The sequence below is a fragment of the Bradyrhizobium sp. 40 genome, from assembly GCF_023100925.1.
Taxonomy (GTDB): Bacteria; Pseudomonadota; Alphaproteobacteria; order Rhizobiales; family Xanthobacteraceae; genus Bradyrhizobium.
The window spans coordinates 4,406,602-4,422,761 of the sequence record NZ_CP064688.1; the positions used below are offsets into that span (position 1 = coordinate 4,406,602).

At 63.9% G+C, this 16,160-nt stretch carries 20 protein-coding genes; 4 read left to right on the plus strand and 16 right to left on the minus strand.

What is annotated here, in order from left to right:
* Nucleotides 1-186: 186 nt before the first annotated feature.
* Both IVB40_RS21535 and IVB40_RS21540 read right to left on the minus strand, forming a co-directional pair.
* On the minus strand, nucleotides 187-1,095 hold the full coding sequence (locus tag IVB40_RS21535) for an amino acid ABC transporter substrate-binding protein (protein ID WP_247816218.1): 909 nt from the start codon (nucleotides 1,093-1,095) through the stop codon (nucleotides 187-189).
* Nucleotides 1,096-1,273: 178 nt separating this feature from the next.
* Nucleotides 1,274-1,693, minus strand: coding sequence for a nuclear transport factor 2 family protein (locus IVB40_RS21540; RefSeq protein ID WP_247816219.1), 420 nt, complete (start codon nucleotides 1,691-1,693; stop codon nucleotides 1,274-1,276).
* A 143-nt stretch (nucleotides 1,694-1,836) separates the two neighbouring features.
* Between IVB40_RS21540 and IVB40_RS21545 the strand changes: the two genes are divergently transcribed.
* Together IVB40_RS21545 and IVB40_RS21550 are read left to right on the plus strand one after the other, a co-directional pair.
* A complete protein-coding gene (locus tag IVB40_RS21545) occupies nucleotides 1,837-3,078 on the plus strand; it encodes an amidohydrolase family protein (RefSeq protein WP_247816220.1) in 1,242 nt (413 codons plus the stop codon).
* Nucleotides 3,079-3,291: 213 nt separating this feature from the next.
* A complete protein-coding gene (locus IVB40_RS21550; protein WP_247461424.1) occupies nucleotides 3,292-3,603 on the plus strand; it encodes a hypothetical protein in 312 nt (103 codons plus the stop codon).
* A gap of 12 nt (nucleotides 3,604-3,615) precedes the next feature.
* Here the strand turns inward: IVB40_RS21550 and IVB40_RS21555 are convergent, their stop codons facing one another.
* The 7 genes from IVB40_RS21555 to IVB40_RS21585 are packed head-to-tail and all read right to left on the minus strand — an operon-like array spanning nucleotide 3,616 to nucleotide 9,780.
* Complete coding sequence (locus IVB40_RS21555; RefSeq protein ID WP_247816221.1) at nucleotides 3,616-4,539, minus strand: NAD(P)-dependent oxidoreductase; 924 nt, start codon at nucleotides 4,537-4,539, stop codon at nucleotides 3,616-3,618.
* Nucleotides 4,539-5,408 carry a hypothetical protein gene (locus IVB40_RS21560; RefSeq protein ID WP_247816222.1) on the minus strand — a complete coding sequence of 290 codons (870 nt, stop codon included), beginning with the start codon at nucleotides 5,406-5,408 and terminating at the stop codon, nucleotides 4,539-4,541. The genes IVB40_RS21555 and IVB40_RS21560 overlap by 1 nt, the downstream gene beginning before the upstream one ends.
* Before the next feature lie 19 nt (nucleotides 5,409-5,427).
* Complete coding sequence (locus IVB40_RS21565) at nucleotides 5,428-6,111, minus strand: 4-carboxy-4-hydroxy-2-oxoadipate aldolase/oxaloacetate decarboxylase (protein WP_027569479.1); 684 nt, start codon at nucleotides 6,109-6,111, stop codon at nucleotides 5,428-5,430.
* Nucleotides 6,108-6,821 carry a PIG-L deacetylase family protein gene (locus IVB40_RS21570; protein WP_008552603.1) on the minus strand — a complete coding sequence of 238 codons (714 nt, stop codon included), beginning with the start codon at nucleotides 6,819-6,821 and terminating at the stop codon, nucleotides 6,108-6,110. The genes IVB40_RS21565 and IVB40_RS21570 overlap by 4 nt, the downstream gene beginning before the upstream one ends.
* 39 nt (nucleotides 6,822-6,860) lie before the next feature.
* A complete protein-coding gene (gene dctA / locus IVB40_RS21575; protein ID WP_247816223.1) occupies nucleotides 6,861-8,162 on the minus strand; it encodes a C4-dicarboxylate transporter DctA in 1,302 nt (433 codons plus the stop codon).
* The gene (locus IVB40_RS21580) at nucleotides 8,159-9,043 is read right to left on the minus strand and encodes an amidohydrolase family protein (RefSeq protein ID WP_247434826.1); all 885 of its coding nucleotides are present in this window, start codon (nucleotides 9,041-9,043) and stop codon (nucleotides 8,159-8,161) included. The genes dctA and IVB40_RS21580 overlap by 4 nt, the downstream gene beginning before the upstream one ends.
* A gap of 29 nt (nucleotides 9,044-9,072) precedes the next feature.
* On the minus strand, nucleotides 9,073-9,780 hold the full coding sequence (locus tag IVB40_RS21585) for a TetR family transcriptional regulator (protein ID WP_247286633.1): 708 nt from the start codon (nucleotides 9,778-9,780) through the stop codon (nucleotides 9,073-9,075).
* Nucleotides 9,781-9,894: 114 nt separating this feature from the next.
* Here IVB40_RS21585 and IVB40_RS21590 point away from each other — a divergent pair, with 114 nt between their 5' ends.
* A complete protein-coding gene (locus IVB40_RS21590) occupies nucleotides 9,895-10,875 on the plus strand; it encodes a tripartite tricarboxylate transporter substrate binding protein (protein WP_247816224.1) in 981 nt (326 codons plus the stop codon).
* 80 nt (nucleotides 10,876-10,955) lie between these two features.
* Here the strand turns inward: IVB40_RS21590 and IVB40_RS21595 are convergent, their stop codons facing one another.
* A complete protein-coding gene (locus IVB40_RS21595) occupies nucleotides 10,956-12,104 on the minus strand; it encodes a mechanosensitive ion channel domain-containing protein (protein ID WP_247816225.1) in 1,149 nt (382 codons plus the stop codon).
* A gap of 127 nt (nucleotides 12,105-12,231) precedes the next feature.
* Here IVB40_RS21595 and IVB40_RS21600 point away from each other — a divergent pair, with 127 nt between their 5' ends.
* Nucleotides 12,232-13,482, plus strand: a complete 1,251-nt coding sequence (locus tag IVB40_RS21600) for a DUF763 domain-containing protein (RefSeq protein ID WP_247819573.1) — start codon at nucleotides 12,232-12,234, stop codon at nucleotides 13,480-13,482.
* 37 nt (nucleotides 13,483-13,519) lie between these two features.
* Here the strand turns inward: IVB40_RS21600 and IVB40_RS21605 are convergent, their stop codons facing one another.
* The 6 genes from IVB40_RS21605 to IVB40_RS21630 form a co-directional block, all read right to left on the minus strand.
* Nucleotides 13,520-13,762 (minus strand): hypothetical protein, encoded by a 243-nt coding sequence (locus tag IVB40_RS21605; protein WP_027569471.1) that lies wholly within the window; start codon nucleotides 13,760-13,762, stop codon nucleotides 13,520-13,522.
* Between the two features lie 34 nt (nucleotides 13,763-13,796).
* Nucleotides 13,797-14,060: a hypothetical protein gene (locus IVB40_RS21610; protein WP_247286637.1), complete on the minus strand. Its 264-nt coding sequence runs from the start codon at nucleotides 14,058-14,060 to the stop codon at nucleotides 13,797-13,799.
* A 15-nt stretch (nucleotides 14,061-14,075) separates the two neighbouring features.
* Complete coding sequence (locus tag IVB40_RS21615; RefSeq protein WP_247816226.1) at nucleotides 14,076-14,303, minus strand: hypothetical protein; 228 nt, start codon at nucleotides 14,301-14,303, stop codon at nucleotides 14,076-14,078.
* 3 nt (nucleotides 14,304-14,306) lie between these two features.
* Nucleotides 14,307-14,507, minus strand: coding sequence for a hypothetical protein (locus IVB40_RS21620; RefSeq protein ID WP_247816227.1), 201 nt, complete (start codon nucleotides 14,505-14,507; stop codon nucleotides 14,307-14,309).
* A 9-nt stretch (nucleotides 14,508-14,516) separates the two neighbouring features.
* Nucleotides 14,517-14,699: a hypothetical protein gene (locus tag IVB40_RS21625; protein WP_007592434.1), complete on the minus strand. Its 183-nt coding sequence runs from the start codon at nucleotides 14,697-14,699 to the stop codon at nucleotides 14,517-14,519.
* A gap of 139 nt (nucleotides 14,700-14,838) precedes the next feature.
* On the minus strand, nucleotides 14,839-16,095 hold the full coding sequence (locus IVB40_RS21630) for a cytochrome P450 (RefSeq protein ID WP_247816228.1): 1,257 nt from the start codon (nucleotides 16,093-16,095) through the stop codon (nucleotides 14,839-14,841).
* Nucleotides 16,096-16,160: the final 65 nt, after the last annotated feature.

Below are 16,160 nucleotides of genomic sequence, written 5' to 3' on the forward strand. Positions count from 1 at the left end.
GCAGGCGGCTTACCCGCGGTCCTATGCGCTGGAGAGTCGCGAAGGTGACCGCAAGTTCCTCGGAGCCGGCAAGAGCAAGCTGGCCCGCACCCGGCAGGGCCCGAGGGCGGCGCGGGTTCCCGACGGCCTGCTGACATCTCGGCGGGCCGCTTGCGCGCACTCCCTCTGGCGGCGACAGCCCTCGCCTCAGTTCGCTACGTAGACATCTGGATCGAAGCTGGAGCTCGGCTTCTTGAAGGCGTTGCGCAAGGCGCCCGACATCGGGACGTTGTAGTTGAGCCCGCTCGGCGGCGTCGGCGATTCCAGCCACTTCTTGTAGAGGACCTCGATCTCCTGGCTCGCGTATAGCTCCGCGGTCGCGCGGTCGGCGAGCGCCTTGAAGGGCGCGTCCTCCCGCCGCAGCATGATCCCGTAAGGCTCGGGCTTCGAGAACGTCTCCTCGCTGATCATGAAGAGCTGTGGTTCCTTCGAGCGCGCGATCGCGACCGCGAGCTGCACGTCGTCGAGCGCGTAGGCCTGCGCGCGGTCGGTTTCCAGCAACAGGAAGGCTTCGGCCTGGTCCTTGGCCGGCATCACATTGATGCCGAGATTTCGCTCCGTGTTGACCTTGGCGAGCTGCGTCAGGTTGACGGAGCCGGCCACCGCCGTCACCGCTTTGCCCTTGAGATCGTCGATAGTGTTGATCTTTGCGGCTTTCTTGGCCGCAAATCGCGTTGCACTGAGGAAATGCGTGTTGGTGAAGGCGACCTGCTTCTGGCGATCGGCATTGTTGGTGGTCGCCGAGCAATGCAGGTCGAGCGTCCCGTTGACCATCAGCGGAATCCGGTTCGACGACGTCACCGCGAGCGTGTCGACGGCGATGTCCGGCATGCCGAGCTGCTTCTTCACCGCATCCACGATTCTAAGGCAGATATCCATGGCAAAGCCAACCGGCTTCTGGTTGCCGTCGAGATAGCTGAATGGGACCGAGGCCTCTTGATAGCCCAGCGTGATCTTCTTGGTCTCTTTGACCTTTTGAAGCGTACCCGACAGGTCTTCGGCGGAGGCGGCAGTTGCAAGGCATGTGAGGGCCAGGACAACAGTGGGTAAACGCATCGGGAACTCCTCGAGGAGGCTCGCGCCTCCATGCCGGGCGCAGCGATCGCACCGTTGATAGCGCAGGCGCGCAGCAGCCGCCACACGAGCTTGCATCTATCAGCTATCGCGGCTTGCGATATGGTGACCGGCCTTTTGTCCGCCTGGAGTCGAGGCGCCTCAAGCGCCAGGATGGCTGTTACTCGTCGATGCCGCGCTGGACCAGGATCCGCTCGGCGCTGTCGTTCCAGACGTCCATCTTGGTGATCTGGCCATTCCGCACCACGAAGCGGTCGACGTAGCGGTTGCCCTCGAACGCGGTCCCGTCCATCCATTCGCCGTAGAGCGTGCCGACGCTATAGACCACGGTCTCACCGTCGCCGGGGCAGACGTCGAACCGATCCATCTTCTTCTTGACCCAGCGGTAGCGCTTGGCGTTGAACCCGGTCGGGCCCCGCGGATGATCGAACTCGCGCCCGCCGGTAAAGGTGATCACCGTGCCCGGCGCCAAATAGGCCGCCGCGGCGTCCGGATCGGGGATCATCGACGCTGTGAGATAGGCTTCAACGATCTCGGCGTCGGACGACGGACCGGCTTCGGCTCTTGCGGCAGCGGACATGGCTCAATCTCCCGGGCTTGCGGAATACTAACGCCACTCTCGGGGAATACGTGCATATATTTTGAACATTTCCGTCGCTACACTGCCGACAATCTGGAGCCGCCAAACGCGGCCGAATGCACTAAATTCCTTCCGCAAGAGCCATGACCGCCCAATCCGCCTTCGACCTCATCTTTCGCAACGCCCTGTTGCGCGGTGCCGCCGCCCCAATGGATATCGGCGTCACGCGCGGCCGGATCACCGCCATCGAACCGACGCTCGCCTGCGAGGCTGTCGAAGTCGATGTCGGCGGGCGCCTCGCCCTGCCCGGCTTCGTCGACAGCCACATCCATCTCGACAAGGCCTGCCTGCTCGGCCGCTGCGGGCACGATCACGGCAGCGTCTCCGAAGCGATCCGCGCCGTCTCCGGGATGAAGAAGGATTTCACGGTCGAGGACGTCTACGCGCGCGGCGCCCGGGTGCTCGAACGTGCCATCGTCCACGGCACCACGCGCATGCGAACCCACGTCGAGATCGATCCGCGCATCGGCTTGCGCGGCTTCGAGGCGGTGAAGGCGCTGAAGCGTGACTATGCCTGGGCGATCGACCTGTCGCTCTGTGTCTTTCCGCAGGAAGGCCTTACCAACGATCCCGGCAGCGAGGAGCTTCTGGTCCAGGCGCTGCGCGACGGGGGCGAGGTGATCGGCGGCTGTCCTTACACGGACACCGATCCGAACGCCCACCTCGCACGCATCTTCGATCTCGCCGAGGCGTTCGATGTAGACGTCGATCTCCATCTCGATTTCGATCTCGATCCCTCCTGGTGGCACCTCGACGAGGTCTGCCGGCAGACCGAGCGACGCAACTACGGGGGGCGCGTGGCAATCGGCCATGCGACGAAACTCTCCGCCCTGCCACCGGAGCGGCTGAAGGCCGCCACCGCGCAACTGGCGAAGGCCGGCGTTGCCGTCACCGTGCTGCCAGCAACCGATCTCTATTTGATGGGGCGCGAAGCGACCCACAACGCGCCACGCGGGCTGACGCTCGCCCACAAGCTCGCCGCCGACGGCGTGGTGTGCTCGATCGCGACCAACAACGTGCTCAATCCCTTCACGCCGTTCGGCGATGCCTCACTGCTGCGAATGGCGAATTTCTACGCCAACGTCGCGCATGCCTCGGTCAACGACTTCGATACCTGCCTTGATCTCGTGACCGAGCTGCCGGCGCGGCTGATGAACCTACTGGATTACGGCATCGAGGTTGGGAATCCAGCCGATCTCGTCGTGCTCGACACGCAAGACAGCCGCTTCGCCATCGCCGAGCTGCCGGACATCGTGATGGGCTTCAAGAGCGGCCGGCAGACTTTTGCGTGTCAACGGCCCACTCTGTTCAGCCCCGGCTGCTGATCCGCTCTCGATGCATATCTGCATTGAAGGGCGGCATATTTCCGAGCAGCTTCCGTTCGATGGTACCGCTGATCATTCCGCAATTCCGAATCCGGTAGATTCCCGGATAGTAGATTCTTGCTGATTCTCGATAGCTGCGCGCATTGCAAGTCCCGCAGTGCCGGTCATAGTAGGACCGGCACTGATGTCTGCATTCAACGGGGAAGCATCGACATGTTCAGCGCATTCAGCGGCATCGACACTCACTCCATTCGAGCGAGAACGCCCAGCGAGGCCGCCCTGAAGCGGCTCGACGGCATCGGGCACGTCCTGTCGGACCTCGATCTGGCGGGCGTCCGGACACAGGATGACCTGACGCGCATGCTCCTGACGCTCGATACCGCCGACAAGTGTATTCGATCGATCCGCGCAGAATTCCGGACCGAAGTCGCGAACGATCGGCTGGCCCACAAGGCCGAAGACCTGATGGCGTCGATCGAACGCACCCGCGACGATCTCACCGGCTGTCGCACGCCAAAGTCCTGAGCAGGAGCCACCCTATTTCTCGCGATTGATCTTCGCCAGGATTAGATCCGCCTCAGTGCGCCAATCAGCGCTGCGGGCGAACTCCTTGGTGCCTTTCGTTCCGAACAGGCCCTCATCGGCAAGGTCCGCCACCCAGGCCTGCCGCTCGGCGGTGCCCTGCGCGGACCACGGCGTCAGCCCCGCTTCACGCACGGTCTCGGCGACCTCCCGGACTTCCTCGGCGCGGCGGCGGCCATGCTCGATCACGCGCTGGAAGCAATAAGCGCCCTGCTTCTCCCAATCGATCGTGGGAAAGGTTTCCGCCAGCGAAGCCAGTACCGCATCCTCGACGCCATAGGCGCGCGCGGTGGTGAAGCTTTCAATGACCATGGCCTCCAGGCCCTTGATCATGATGCTGCGACACATCTTCACCGCCGAGGAAACACCGAGCTCGTCGCTCGCAACCTTTGCCGCAAAACCGATCGCGTTCAAGAGCGGCTCAAGCTCCCTGGCACCGGGACCACCGAGCAGCAGCGGCACCTTGATGCGATAAGGCGGTACCGATGTCATCACCGCGCCTTCGACATAGCGTCCGGCGGCGCCATCGATCAGCGCGGCGGCGCACTGCTTGGCGCCGGGAGACGCCGAATTGAAATCCAGGAACCAGGTGCCCTGATTGATCGCGGCCGCGCAGGCCTTTGCCACCAGCACGGCCTGGCTCGCCGTGACCGCGGAGATGATGAAATCGGATTTGGCGGTCAGCTCGGCGTGAGACGCCGCCAGCGCCACACCGAATTTCGCCGCATGCTCCACCAGCGGTGCGCCCTGCTCGCCACCGAGCTTGATGTCAAAGGCTGAGACCTTAATGTCCTGCTGGCGCAAATCCTCGGCCAGGATCCTGCCGACCTCGCCGTAACCGACCAGTCCGATCTGCCATCGCTTGGGATCGCCCGCCATCACTTCAGTCCTCGCATTGTCTCGTCGAACAGATCCTCGACGGCATAGCGGCGCGGGATCAGCGCCTGCTGGAAGGCGTAGTCGACGATCAGCTCCAGCGGCATCCTGTTGGCGTCGATCCCGAACGGCACAAGATCGGGCGTTGCCGCCGATCCCGCCTGCGCCTTGCTTTGCTTGAGGAGATCATAAATGCCCGATACCACGTCAGGACGCGATTTCGCCAACTGTTCGGTCACGACCACGAGATGGTTGACCGGCACGACGCCGCGACGGGCGTACCACTTGGCGGCTTCCGCGGCCGGATCGGGGAACAGCGTCTTCAGCTTGGGATCGGTCGAGGCCTCGCCGAGGACGGCGTCGAGCTCGCCGTCGATCAGCATCTGCAAGATCTTCTTGTCCTTCGGCGCGCGCTCGGTGGTGTCGACATATTCGGCGACGTGCGGATCCTCGAACGTGACCCAGCGGATCTTGTCGAGATTGACGCCGTAGTCGTTGGCGAGGATGCCCCTGATCCAGGCTCCGGTGGTGGTCGTGAAGGAGCGGATGCCGACGCGCTTGCCTTCGAGATCGGACGGCTCGAGCGTTCCACGCGCAGGATTATAGAGCGCGTAGGAATGCTGAAAGCGACCGAGCATGGTGGCAGGCAGTAGCACGAGCGGCTTGCCATGCGCCTTCGCCATCAGATAGGTGACGATCGCCATCTCGCAGACATCGAAGGCCTGCTCGCGCACCATCGGCTTGAACGCGGTGTTGGTCGGCGTGTACGCGATGAAATCGAGATCGAAGAGGTCGGAGCGGAGCTCACCGCTCCTCACCGCCTGGACATGGGGGTGACTGCCGAGCACGGCCTTCAGCTTGAGACGATCCATCGGCCCGCTCCACTTCTCTTCAGACATCCTCGGGATTGTCGACATAGACGAGCCCGGCCTTCGCCAAGGCCTCACGCATGCCGTACATGTCGAGGCCCAGTTCGCCCGAAGCCAGCCGCGTGCGTTTGCCGGCTTCGTCCGCGTTGCGCTTCTTCGCCTTCTCGGCGACTTCGGCCGCATGGCGCCTCGGCACCACTACGACGCCGTCGTCATCGGCCACGATGATGTCGCCGGGATCAACATTGACGCCGGCGCAGACCACGGGGACATTGACCGCGCCGAGCGTCGCCTTCACCGTCCCCTTGGCCGAGACCGCGCGCGACCACACCGGAAACTCCATCTCGTGCAGCGCCCTGACGTCGCGGCAGCCGGCATCGATGATCAGCCCCTGCACGCCGCGCGCCTGCAGCGAGGTCGCGAGCAGCTCACCGAACATGCCGTCGGTGTTGTCGGCGGTACAGCCGACGACGAGGATGTCGCCCTTCCTGCACTGCTCGACCGCGACATGGATCATCCAGTTGTCGCCCGGCTGCGCCAGCACGGTCACGGCGGGACCGGCGATCGCCGCGCCCGGCCAGACCGGCCGCAGATACGGCTTCATCAGGCCGATGCGGCCATAGGCCTCGTGCACGGTCGAGACGCCGTACTCCGCCATCCCGGCGGGATCGGCACGCTTGATGTTGCGAACGACGACCGGCTTCATGCCAGCTCCTCCGCAACCGTCGGGAACAGGCGCTGATAAGCCTCGCCATACGTCATCGGCACGCCGGTGTTGCGGCTGCCCTGAATGCCGCGATTGAGCGCGACGCGCTCGTAATAGCCCCACAGGTGCTTCTGCGCGGCGAGGATCTGGAATGCCTCGTACTTCTCCTTCCAGACCTCGTCGATCTTGAGCAGCAGGTCCGGCTTGTAATTGCACTGCTCGGGCTGGTGTGGCTCGAACAGGAACACCGGAGGCGCCGAATATTTGTACTGCGCACCCGGCTTGTGGCCCATGGCCTGCGCGACCACGCGCGTTTCCTGCGCGAAGTGCGCGGCGTTCGGGTGGTCGAAATTATAGGGATCCTCCAGCGCATGCGTCAGCACGAAGCTTGGATTGAGCTCGCGGTAGATGTCGACCATGCGGTCGAAATGCGCTTCCGTCAGCTTCAGCGGATAGTCGCCGCAATCGAAGAACTCGATCTCGGCGCCGAGCAGTTTTGCAGCGCGCTCCGCCTCATCCTTGCGGCCGGCCTTGACCGACTCCAGCGTCGCACCCTTCTCCTTCCAGGCGAACTGGCTCTCGCCGCGCTCGCCGAAGGACAAGCAGACGATCTTCATGCGATAGCCCTTCTTCGCATGCAGCGCGATGGCGCCGCCGGCGCGCCAGACGAAATCGCCCGGATGGGCCGTGATCACGAGACCTGTTTTCATGGGACAAACTCCCCTCTTTCGTTCGTCAATGTCATCGGTTCATCGAGCCGCGACAGCGGATTCCTCGCCGTCGAGCACGCGCTTCAGGCGGTCGCCATCAAGCGCGCCTTCCCATTTGGCAATCGCGATCGTCGCGACCGCGTTCCCGATCAGATTGGTCGGCGTCAGCCCCTGCGACATCAGGCGGTGGATGCCGAGCACGAGCGCCACGCTCGTCACCGGAATGCTGCCAGTGGCGGACAGCGTTGCCGCCAACACGACGAAGGCGGCCCCCGCGATGCCCGCCGCGCCCTTGGAGGTCACGAGCAGGATCAAGAGCAGCTCGATCTGCTCGGCGAGACCGAACGGCGTGTTGGTCGCCTGCGCCAGGAACACCGAGGCGGCGGCAAGGTAGAGGCAGGTGCCGTCGAGATTGAAGGAATAGCCGGTCGGGATCACCAGCCCAACGACGCTGCGCTCGCAGCCGGCCTGCTCCAGCTTGGTCAGCATGCGCGGCAGCACCGTCTCGGACGATGTCGTGGCAATGCAGATTAGGAGCTCTTCCCAGATGTAGCGGATCAGCTTGAGCAGCGAGAAGCCGCACAGCCGCGCGACCGGGCCGAGCGCCACGATGATAAAGATCACGCAGGTGAGATAGAAGCCGCCCAGCAGCTTGCCGAGCGAGGCCAGCGAGCCGACGCCGAACTTGCCGACCGTGAAGGCGATGGCGCCGAACGCGCCGATCGGGGCCGCCCACATCACGAAGCCGACCACGGTGAATACCATCTTGGCGGCGATGTCGATGAGATTGACCAGCGGCGCGGCGCGCTCGCCGAGCTGCACCAGCGCAAATCCGCACAGTACGGCGATGAAGAGCACCTGGAGGATGTTGCCCTCGGCAAAGGCGCCGACGAACGTCGCAGGCACGATGTTCATCAGGAACGGCACGAAGCCGATCACGCCGGTCTGCTTGACATAGGGCTCGATCGCGCTGGCATTGATGCTGGCTGGATCGATGTTCATGCCGACGCCGGGCTTGAGCACGTTCACCGCGATGAGGCCGATGATCAGCGCGATCGTAGTCATGATCTCGAAATAGACAATTGCCTTGACGGCGACCCGCCCCACCCGCGCCATGTCGGCCATATGCGCGATGCCATGGACGACCGTGCAGAAGATGATCGGCGCGATCAGCATCCGGATCGCCTTGATGAAGGCGTCGCCAAGCGGCTGCATCCTGGCGCCAACCTCGGGATTGACGATCCCAAGCGCGATGCCTGCCGCCATGGCGACGAGCACCTGGATCCAGAGCTCCTTCCACCAGGCGCGGCCGCGTGGCTTGTCGATTGCAAGCGCCGTCATTGCTCGAACTCGAACAGGCGCGACGGATTATCGACGAGGATCTTCTGCTGATACTCCGGCTCCGGCGCGAACAGCGGGATCAGATCGACGAGATCGCCGTCGTTCGGCATCGCCTTGACGTTGGGATGTGGCCAATCGGTACCCCAGATGACTCGGTCGGGCGCGGTTTCGACGATCTTTCGCGCGAACGGCACGGCGTCGGTGAACGGCGGACCGGCCGATGACACTCGCTCCGAGCCGCAGATCTTGACCCAGCACTTCTCGTCGCGCTGCATCAGCTCAACCAGGATCTTGAACGGCAATTGATCGAGCCCCTCGGACGCCTTCACCCGCCCCATATGGTCGATCGTGTAGCTCAGCGGCAGCCTTGTCAGCGTGTCGGCATATTCGGGCAGGTCGATCGCGTCGAAATGCAGGTCGATGTGCCAGCCGAGCGGCGCGACCATCGCGACGATGCGGTCGAACACCCGCTTGTCGGGAACGCCGCCGAGATGGCGAACGAAATTGAAGCGGCAGCCGCGGAATCCGCCCTCATGCAGCACGCGGAGCCCACGCTCCGTGATGGTGTCGTCGATATTGGCAACCGCGCGAAAGGCTCCGTTGCTCTGCGCGATGGCATCGAGCGCCACCGTATTATCGGTGCCGTGCACACTGGCATTGACGATGACGGCTCGCCCGACTCCGAGCTTGGCATGTAGCGTGCGGAAATCGGCGAGCGGCGCATCCGGCGGCGTGTAAGAACGGTCCGGCGCGTAGGGGTATTTCGCGCCGGGCCCGAAGATGTGGCAATGCGCATCGCATGCCAGCTTCGGCAGCTTGAACTTCGGCGTGCGCGTGTTCGGGTTGGGCGGCGGAATGGTCGGCGTGTACATCATTGCCATCGGATAAACCGCCGGACCAGATCGTGTCTTCAAGTCTTGCTGCTGACGACCGGCCGTCGCCGTGCTGGCGCCTGATCCAGCGCCGGCGCCTGAAACGCGGCCACGGTGGCCTGCACCAATTGCTCGATGGCACTTGCGGCATCGCTACCGTCGGCCTCGCCGCGCGACAGGCGCGAGACGCGATCCGGCGTCACCAGCGAATAATAGAGTGCGCCAAGCAGGAAGTGGCTGCGCCAGACGATATCGGTGCGCGGAACGTGCGGCAGGCTTTCGTGAACAGCATCGATGAAGGCGTGGCTGGTGTCGTCAAAAGTCTGTGCGATGATCTTTCGCGCGACTTCATTGCCCTCCGCGGACATCACCGCGCGCAGCCGCGTGAACCGCGCCCCGCCCCCGGCAAGATCACTGCCCGAGGTGAAGGCCGGCACGACATAGGCCCGCACCACCGCTTCGAGCCGGTCCTGGAGATCGCGCACGCGCTTGGCGGCCGCGAGCAGCTCGGAACGGCGCAAATTCATTGGCCCGCAATGGCGCCGGTAGATCTCCAGCAGCAGGCCGTCCTTGGTCTTGAAATGATAGGTGACGCTGCCGGGATTGGCGCCGGCGGCCTGTGCAATATCGCGCACCGACACGGCGTTGAAGCCGTTGGTGGCGAACAGCTCCTCGGCCGCGGCGAGAATTGCCTCGCGCATGTTCGGCTTGCGGGCCGTTTCCTTGCTGGCGGGGTTGCGCGTCATGTGATTTGTACTATCGTACAAAAGATCAGGTCTCGTCAACAAGAACCATGGGCGGCGTCCGACGGTTCGAAAGACCGACGGTCCACACGCAATGCTCGCAAGGAGTGCTGGAAAATGCTGGGTTTGAACAAGAAGATCGGCGGCTTGATGCTGGGTGCCGGTCTGCTGCTGGGAGGCGGCGCCGCGCAGGCCGCCGACAGCTATCCGAGCAAACCGGTTCACATCCTGGTGCCCTACGCTGCCGGCGGCGCGGTCGACGTGCTCGCGCGCACGCTCGGACAGGCATTGGCGAAAACCTGGGGCCAGCAGCCGGTGATCGACAACCGCCCCGGCGCCGGCGGCATCGTCGCCTCGCAGGCACTGACGCAAGCCGCCCCCGACGGCTACACGCTGATCCTGGTCGCGAGCGGTCATCCCCTCAACCAGTTCATCTATCCGAGCGTGCCTTACGACACCTTCAAGGACTTTACCGCGATCACCGAAGTCGCCTCCTCGCCGCTGGCGATCGTCGTCGCCAAGGACAGCCCCTACAAGACGCTCGGCGATCTCCTCGCTGCGGCGAAGAAGGACCCTGACAAGCTCTCTTACGGTATGTCCGGCAACGGCACCTCGGCGCATCTCGCCGGTGAGCTGTTGAAATACATGTCCGGCACTAAGATCGTCGCGATCCCCTACAAGGGCGGCGCCCCCGCGCTGACCGCTGTGATCGCCGGCGACATCCCGCTCAGCATCAATCCACTTGCGGAAGCCATTAGCCAGATCGAAGGCGGTCCGGTGCGCGCGCTCGCGGTGACCGCGGCCGAACGCTCCAAGGCGCTACCCAATGTTCCGACCGTCGCCGAGTCGGGCGTGCCTGGTTACGACGTCTCCGTCTGGTGGGGCGTTCTTGGCCCGGCAAAAATGCCGCCGGAGATCGTGGCGAAGCTCGAAACCGATCTGAAGGCGGCGCTGCAGGACCCGAACGTGCTGTCGACGCTCGGCAAGATCGGCGCAGCCGCGGTCGGTTCGTCGGCGAGGGAATTCGACGTCTACATGCATTCCGAGGCGACCAAATGGGAGCCGGTGCTGAAGGCCGCCGACATCCGAGCGCAATGAGGTGCTTCGCATGAGGACCGGCGCGCTGGACACGATCCAGCGCCAGACCGGCTTGCGCGGCGCCACGAAGGCGACGTAGGTCAATTGCGTGCGCTCGCCCGCATCTTCTCCGGCGGCGCGGGACGCCGCACGAAATCGGCGTCATCGTCGCCTCCTCCCGACGGGATCAGGATCGCGCGTTCGCGCGGCAGCGCTTCCGGCATCTCGTCGCGGATGAAGGCGATGAGCTTCTCTCTCATCTCGCAGCGCAGGTCCCAGGACTGCGGCGCGTTCCTGGCGCTAACGAGAGCGCGGAGCTCGATGGTGCGAGCATCCGCGTCGATCACCTGGAGATTGACCACCTCGCCGTCCCAGAGCTTGGATTCCTTCACTGCTTCTTCCAGCCAGCGCCGGATCCGCGGCACGTCGGCACGATAGTCGACATGGAACGCAATCACGCCGATCAGGGACGCGGTGTCGCGGGTCCAGTTCTGGAATGGCTTTTCGATGAAATAGGACAGCGGAACCACCATGCGGCGCCAGTCCCACAGCCGGATCACGACATACGTCGAGGCGATGTCCTCCACCCAGCCCCATTCGTTCTCGACGATGACGGCATCCTCGATGCGGATCGGCTGGGTGATCGCGATCTGCATGCCCGCGATCAGATTGCTCAGCAGCGGCCGGGCGGCAAGACCAACGATGATACCCGCGGCACCGGCGGAGGCGAACAGGCTGACACCATATTGCCTGACCGAGTCGAACGTCATCAGCGCGGTCGACACCGTGATGATGACGATGATGATATCGGTGACGCGCTTGAAGACGCGGACCTGGGTGACGTGCTTGCGCGCGACGAAATTCTCGGTGACGTCGCGAAAGTTCAGGAGATACCGTGCCGCGCTCATATCCACGATCCGGATCGAGATCCAGCCGATCAGCGCGATGAAGGCGACGACGAACAGGCGCGTCAGCGGCGTGCGGAAAGCGTCGTCCAGCGGCGCGAGCGGCAGCACCAACGCCACGGCGGCAAGGCTGAGGGCCAGCTGAGCAGGGCCAGCCGTGCGCGCGATGAACACGCTCATGAGCGGGAGGCGGGTTCCGAAGGCGCGGTTGAACAGCCAAACCGAGAGATGATAGATCGACAGGGCAATCAGGATCGCGCCAGCGACCAGGCAGAGGCCGACGAACCACGACGGTATCCACCCGAACATCCTGTCGATGTCGGCCAAAAGGGTCTGCCGATTCATTAAAGTCCCCGCATTTGCTTCGCGCTTGCCGTTCAACGCATTGCAGCCTGGTTCGCTCCCCTGATCGGTGCAATACAGCATCCCCTCTGGTGCAATCATCGCCGAACTGCGCTATTTCTGGTCGATCATGACTCGACGGACCGGCAGCGCCGACCTTCCCCTTCACACCGGCCGGGTTCCACCCTGGCTGGCGAACCGCATGTCGTCGCTGGGCGCGATCGTCACGCAGGCGATCGTGCATCACTACGGACGCGATGCATTCCTGCAGCGTCTCTCGCATCCGTTCTGGTTCCAGTCATTCGGGGCCGTGATGGGGATGGACTGGCACTCCTCCGGCATCACGACCTCCGTGATAGGCGCGTTGAAGCGGGGGTTAGGCCCGCTCCAGGATGAGCTCGGGATCTACGTCTGCGGCGGGCGTGGCCAGCACTCGCGCAAGACCCCGGATGAACTGATGCAACTCGGCGATCGCGTCGGATTCGACGGCGCAAAGCTCACGCGTGCGAGTCGCCTTGTGGCGAAGGTTGACAGCGCCGCGGTCCAGGACGGCTTTGACCTTTACCTGCACGGCTTCTTCGTCACCGCCGACGCCAAATGGACCGTGGTGCAGCAGGGCATGAACGGCGACAAGCGGCAGGCCCGCCGCTATCACTGGCATTCCGAGGCGCTGAAGAGTTTTGTCGATACGCCGCACAGCGCGATTGACGGGCCGCTGCAAGGCGAGATCGTCAATCTCACTGACCATCGCGCCGAGATCTCGCGCACCGCGCAGCTCGAGCTTCTGAGCGATCTCGGGCCGGATCGCATCCTTTCCGAATTCGAGCGGCTCACCGGGACTACGCCCGAGCCCGCGCAGGCGATGCTGCCGCACCTGATCATGCCGGCACATCACGACGTGCGGTCGAAGGACGTGTTTGCGCGCCGCCTGCACGGCACACTCGCGGCGGCGGCCGAGCGCGGCCCGGTCGACTTTCCGGAGCTGCTGCTGACGCCCGGCGTTGGCGCTCGCACGGTGCGTTCGCTGGCGATGGTCGCCGAAATCGTGCACGGCGCGCCCTACCGCTTCAACGATCCCGCCCGCTTCTCGCTTGCCCACGGCGGCAAGGACCGGCATCCCTACCCTGTTCCAATCAAGGTCTATGACGAAACCATTCGCGTGCTGAAGGGGGCGATTCAGAACGCAAAGCTCGGGCGCGAGGAAGAGATGCAGGCCATCAAGCGCCTCGACGACCAGGCGCGGCGGCTGGAGCGCACTGCGCGTGGGCCGTCTGTCGATGCGTTCATCGCCGGGGAGCGTGCGGCCTCGCCTGATCTCGACGGCCGCTCAGTGTTTGGCTGGGAACGCGACCTTGCATCGACAAAAAAGCGGACCGGCTGAACACCGGTCCGCAAGTTGGTCGGGAGGAACGCCTCTCTCAGGTCTCGTCGGTGCCCGGCTCCTCGTCGAGCCGGTTGGCCGAGTGGTCCTGATATTGGTCGGTCTGGATCGCCTTGCCGTCCATGCCGCGAATGTCCGAGTGCTGCGCCTTGTCGCGGTTTGACAGCACCATGTTGTCGCCGATCTTGTCCTTGGGCACGTCCGTCATGGCGCCGGTGCCGTCGCCCTTGCCGTGCATGCCCGATCTGAAATGCGTCTTGCTGCCATGACCACCTGGCATCTTTTTCTCCTCTTGCTTTGATCGCCCGTGAAGCTCAGTGCTTCTGCTGTGCCGGCGTCGGTTTCGGGGGCTTGTGACCGCTTTGGCCGGGATCGTTGTGCTTGTTGTGGTCGCTTTCCTGGTTGAGGCCGCCCCGGCTCACCGGAAATTCACTCTGCCGCGCCTCAGGTCGCGCGCGGTGGACGGCCGTGTCCTCCGGATTGTGGCCGATCGCTTGGTCAAGCTCTCGCGCGTCTGGAACATCCGGCTTGCGCTCGAGGATGCGAACCTGTTGCTCGTGGGTCTTCTTGCCTTGCATGCTCGTCCTCCGGAGCTATCGGTCTCCTCGGCGCGCGCCGCTGCGCGCGACGTCCTTGTCGATGCCGCCAGCGGCGTTTACGTCGTTCTCGACATCGCCTTCGATCGTGTTCTCGCCCAGGGCGTCCTCGAGGTCGTCAGGCGAGATACCGGCCATCGTTGCGCCCTTCGATCCGCCAATCATGGGATTTTCGTGCAGATCCTTTTCGGTCGGTGCGTAGAGTTTGGGTTGCTTATTGGTCATGCCTCACCTGCCTCCGCCTTTTCCGGTCTCGTCATGCCTGTGGTGTGAATCGTGCTCGCCACCCCCGCCAGAGACGCGGCTGTGGTTGCGCTGCGGGTCGTCCGCCGGTGGCTTCTTCACTTCGAGCGGCGCCTTCGCATTCTCATGCGATGCGCCAGGTCCGCCCTGACGGATGCTGTTGAGTGTCTTGGTGGATGTCGACATGTCACCTCCTCAGCGATCTTGCTGATAGCCTTGGTTGGTGGTGTTCTGCTTGATGTTGCCCTGCTGCCCTTGCTGGTCCGGATTTTGCGCACGCTGCTGGCCGTGCGGGGCAGTCGAGGACACTTGCTTGCTGTCGCCGGTTCCCTTCGGGCTTTGGTTCTCGGCGGGAACAGGTGGCATCTTGCCGGTCATGATGCTGTGTCCTGTTGTTGATCTGCGATATCGACCGGAGGAACTCATCGCGGCCTCCAATGTCGCAAAAACAACGAGAGAAACGACATGCCGTTCCTACCGACGAGTGCAGAGAAAATTTTTCCGCAAGGTGTAAGTCTCAGCAGGCCACTGGCTGGGAATGAACCATCATCGATCCAGCTGCTGCGTGGCCGTCGGGCACAACGGGGAGGTTCGCGATCGCACGCATGCCCGGTCGCTTGCGCCAGTGGATCTGAGACACGTCCACAGCAAAGCCAAGTTTCGGCCATCGCACAAACAGCGCTTCCAAGGCACACGCTGCCTCGATCCGGGCGAGTTGATGACCGAGGCAGAAATGGATGCCCGTTCCGAAGGACATGTGACGGTTCGGCTTGCGCGCGAGATCGAGACTGTCGGGACGATCATGCGTCGCCGGGTCCATGTTCGCGGCGGCGAGCATCACCATGACGCGATCGCCCTTCTTGAGACGCACGCCCGCGAGCTCGATATCCCGCCTCACATAGCGCGGCTTGGAGAACTGCACCGGCGACACGAAGCGCAGGAATTCCTCCACCGCAAGCCCGACGCGGCTCCAGTCCTGTGCCAGCCGGTCACGGACGCCAGGATTTCTGAGGAGCTCGTAGACGGAACCGCTGATGAGATGCGTGGTGGTCTCGGAGCCCGCCGCGAGCAGCAGGAACACCATCGACACCATTTCGTCGGGCGTGATCTGGCCGCCCTCGCGCTCGACCTGGACCAGCTCCGCAATCAAGCCGTCGCCGCCCCGCACGCGCGCAATCTGCAACTGCCGTTCGAGGTAGGCTCGCATCTTTCGGAACGCGAACAGCAGGCGGAAGAAGCTGGCGACATTCCTGAGCGAGGACATTGTATTGGCCCACGCGATAAAGCGAGGGCGATCGGCCAACGGCAACCCAAGCAGCTCGGAGATCACCGCAAGCGGCAGGATGCGGGCATAGCGCTGGACGAGATCGGCCGGGCTTCCTGCCGAGAATAGCTCGTCGGCGAGACCGTCAGCGATGGCGCGGATACGCGGCTCCATCGCGACGATCGCGCGGCGGCGGAAGGCCTCGTCCACGATGCTGCGCAGCCTTGTGTGGTCCGGCTCGTCCATCGTCAGCATGTTGTTGGCGATGGTTTTGACGTAGTTCGGCATCCACCAGCGCAGACCTGCGACGTCGCCATCCTCCTTGCGAAGCGTGAAATTGGTGCCGTCCTTCAGGACTTGCGCCGTGGCCTCGTGGGTCGTGGTGATCCAGACATCGCCGACGAGAGGAAATCGGATCGCGACCACAGGACCGGACATGCGCAACGTTGCGATCGCCTTGGGCGGATCGCGAAAGAAGGCCTCGCTGGTGAAATCGAGGCGTGGTGCCATGTGTTCACCGCAGCGGTTGACGGGGTCTCACCGAGATGGTGCACGACGCCACCCGCGCAAGGGGT

Excerpts from the sequence above, each read along its gene's own strand:
- IVB40_RS21545 (WP_247816220.1), top strand. The coding sequence starts at position 1,837 with ATGACCGCCCAATCCGCCTTCGACCTCATCTTTCGCAACGCCCTGTTG.
- IVB40_RS21620 (WP_247816227.1), bottom strand. The coding sequence starts at position 14,507 with ATGTCGACATCCACCAAGACACTCAACAGCATCCGTCAGGGCGGACCT.
- IVB40_RS21585 (WP_247286633.1), bottom strand. The coding sequence starts at position 9,780 with ATGACGCGCAACCCCGCCAGCAAGGAAACGGCCCGCAAGCCGAACATG.
- IVB40_RS21560 (WP_247816222.1), bottom strand. The coding sequence starts at position 5,408 with ATGGATCGTCTCAAGCTGAAGGCCGTGCTCGGCAGTCACCCCCATGTC.
- IVB40_RS21540 (WP_247816219.1), bottom strand. The coding sequence starts at position 1,693 with ATGTCCGCTGCCGCAAGAGCCGAAGCCGGTCCGTCGTCCGACGCCGAG.
- IVB40_RS21625 (WP_007592434.1), bottom strand. The coding sequence starts at position 14,699 with ATGACCGGCAAGATGCCACCTGTTCCCGCCGAGAACCAAAGCCCGAAG.
- IVB40_RS21590 (WP_247816224.1), top strand. The coding sequence starts at position 9,895 with ATGCTGGGTTTGAACAAGAAGATCGGCGGCTTGATGCTGGGTGCCGGT.
- IVB40_RS21600 (WP_247819573.1), top strand. The coding sequence starts at position 12,232 with ATGACTCGACGGACCGGCAGCGCCGACCTTCCCCTTCACACCGGCCGG.
- IVB40_RS21610 (WP_247286637.1), bottom strand. The coding sequence starts at position 14,060 with ATGCAAGGCAAGAAGACCCACGAGCAACAGGTTCGCATCCTCGAGCGC.
- IVB40_RS21550 (WP_247461424.1), top strand. The coding sequence starts at position 3,292 with ATGTTCAGCGCATTCAGCGGCATCGACACTCACTCCATTCGAGCGAGA.
- IVB40_RS21630 (WP_247816228.1), bottom strand. The coding sequence starts at position 16,095 with ATGGCACCACGCCTCGATTTCACCAGCGAGGCCTTCTTTCGCGATCCG.
- IVB40_RS21595 (WP_247816225.1), bottom strand. The coding sequence starts at position 12,104 with ATGAATCGGCAGACCCTTTTGGCCGACATCGACAGGATGTTCGGGTGG.
- IVB40_RS21580 (WP_247434826.1), bottom strand. The coding sequence starts at position 9,043 with ATGGCAATGATGTACACGCCGACCATTCCGCCGCCCAACCCGAACACG.
- IVB40_RS21570 (WP_008552603.1), bottom strand. The coding sequence starts at position 6,821 with ATGAAAACAGGTCTCGTGATCACGGCCCATCCGGGCGATTTCGTCTGG.
- IVB40_RS21535 (WP_247816218.1), bottom strand. The coding sequence starts at position 1,095 with ATGCGTTTACCCACTGTTGTCCTGGCCCTCACATGCCTTGCAACTGCC.
- IVB40_RS21605 (WP_027569471.1), bottom strand. The coding sequence starts at position 13,762 with ATGCCAGGTGGTCATGGCAGCAAGACGCATTTCAGATCGGGCATGCAC.
- IVB40_RS21565 (WP_027569479.1), bottom strand. The coding sequence starts at position 6,111 with ATGAAGCCGGTCGTCGTTCGCAACATCAAGCGTGCCGATCCCGCCGGG.
- dctA (WP_247816223.1), bottom strand. The coding sequence starts at position 8,162 with ATGACGGCGCTTGCAATCGACAAGCCACGCGGCCGCGCCTGGTGGAAG.
- IVB40_RS21615 (WP_247816226.1), bottom strand. The coding sequence starts at position 14,303 with ATGACCAATAAGCAACCCAAACTCTACGCACCGACCGAAAAGGATCTG.
- IVB40_RS21555 (WP_247816221.1), bottom strand. The coding sequence starts at position 4,539 with ATGGCGGGCGATCCCAAGCGATGGCAGATCGGACTGGTCGGTTACGGC.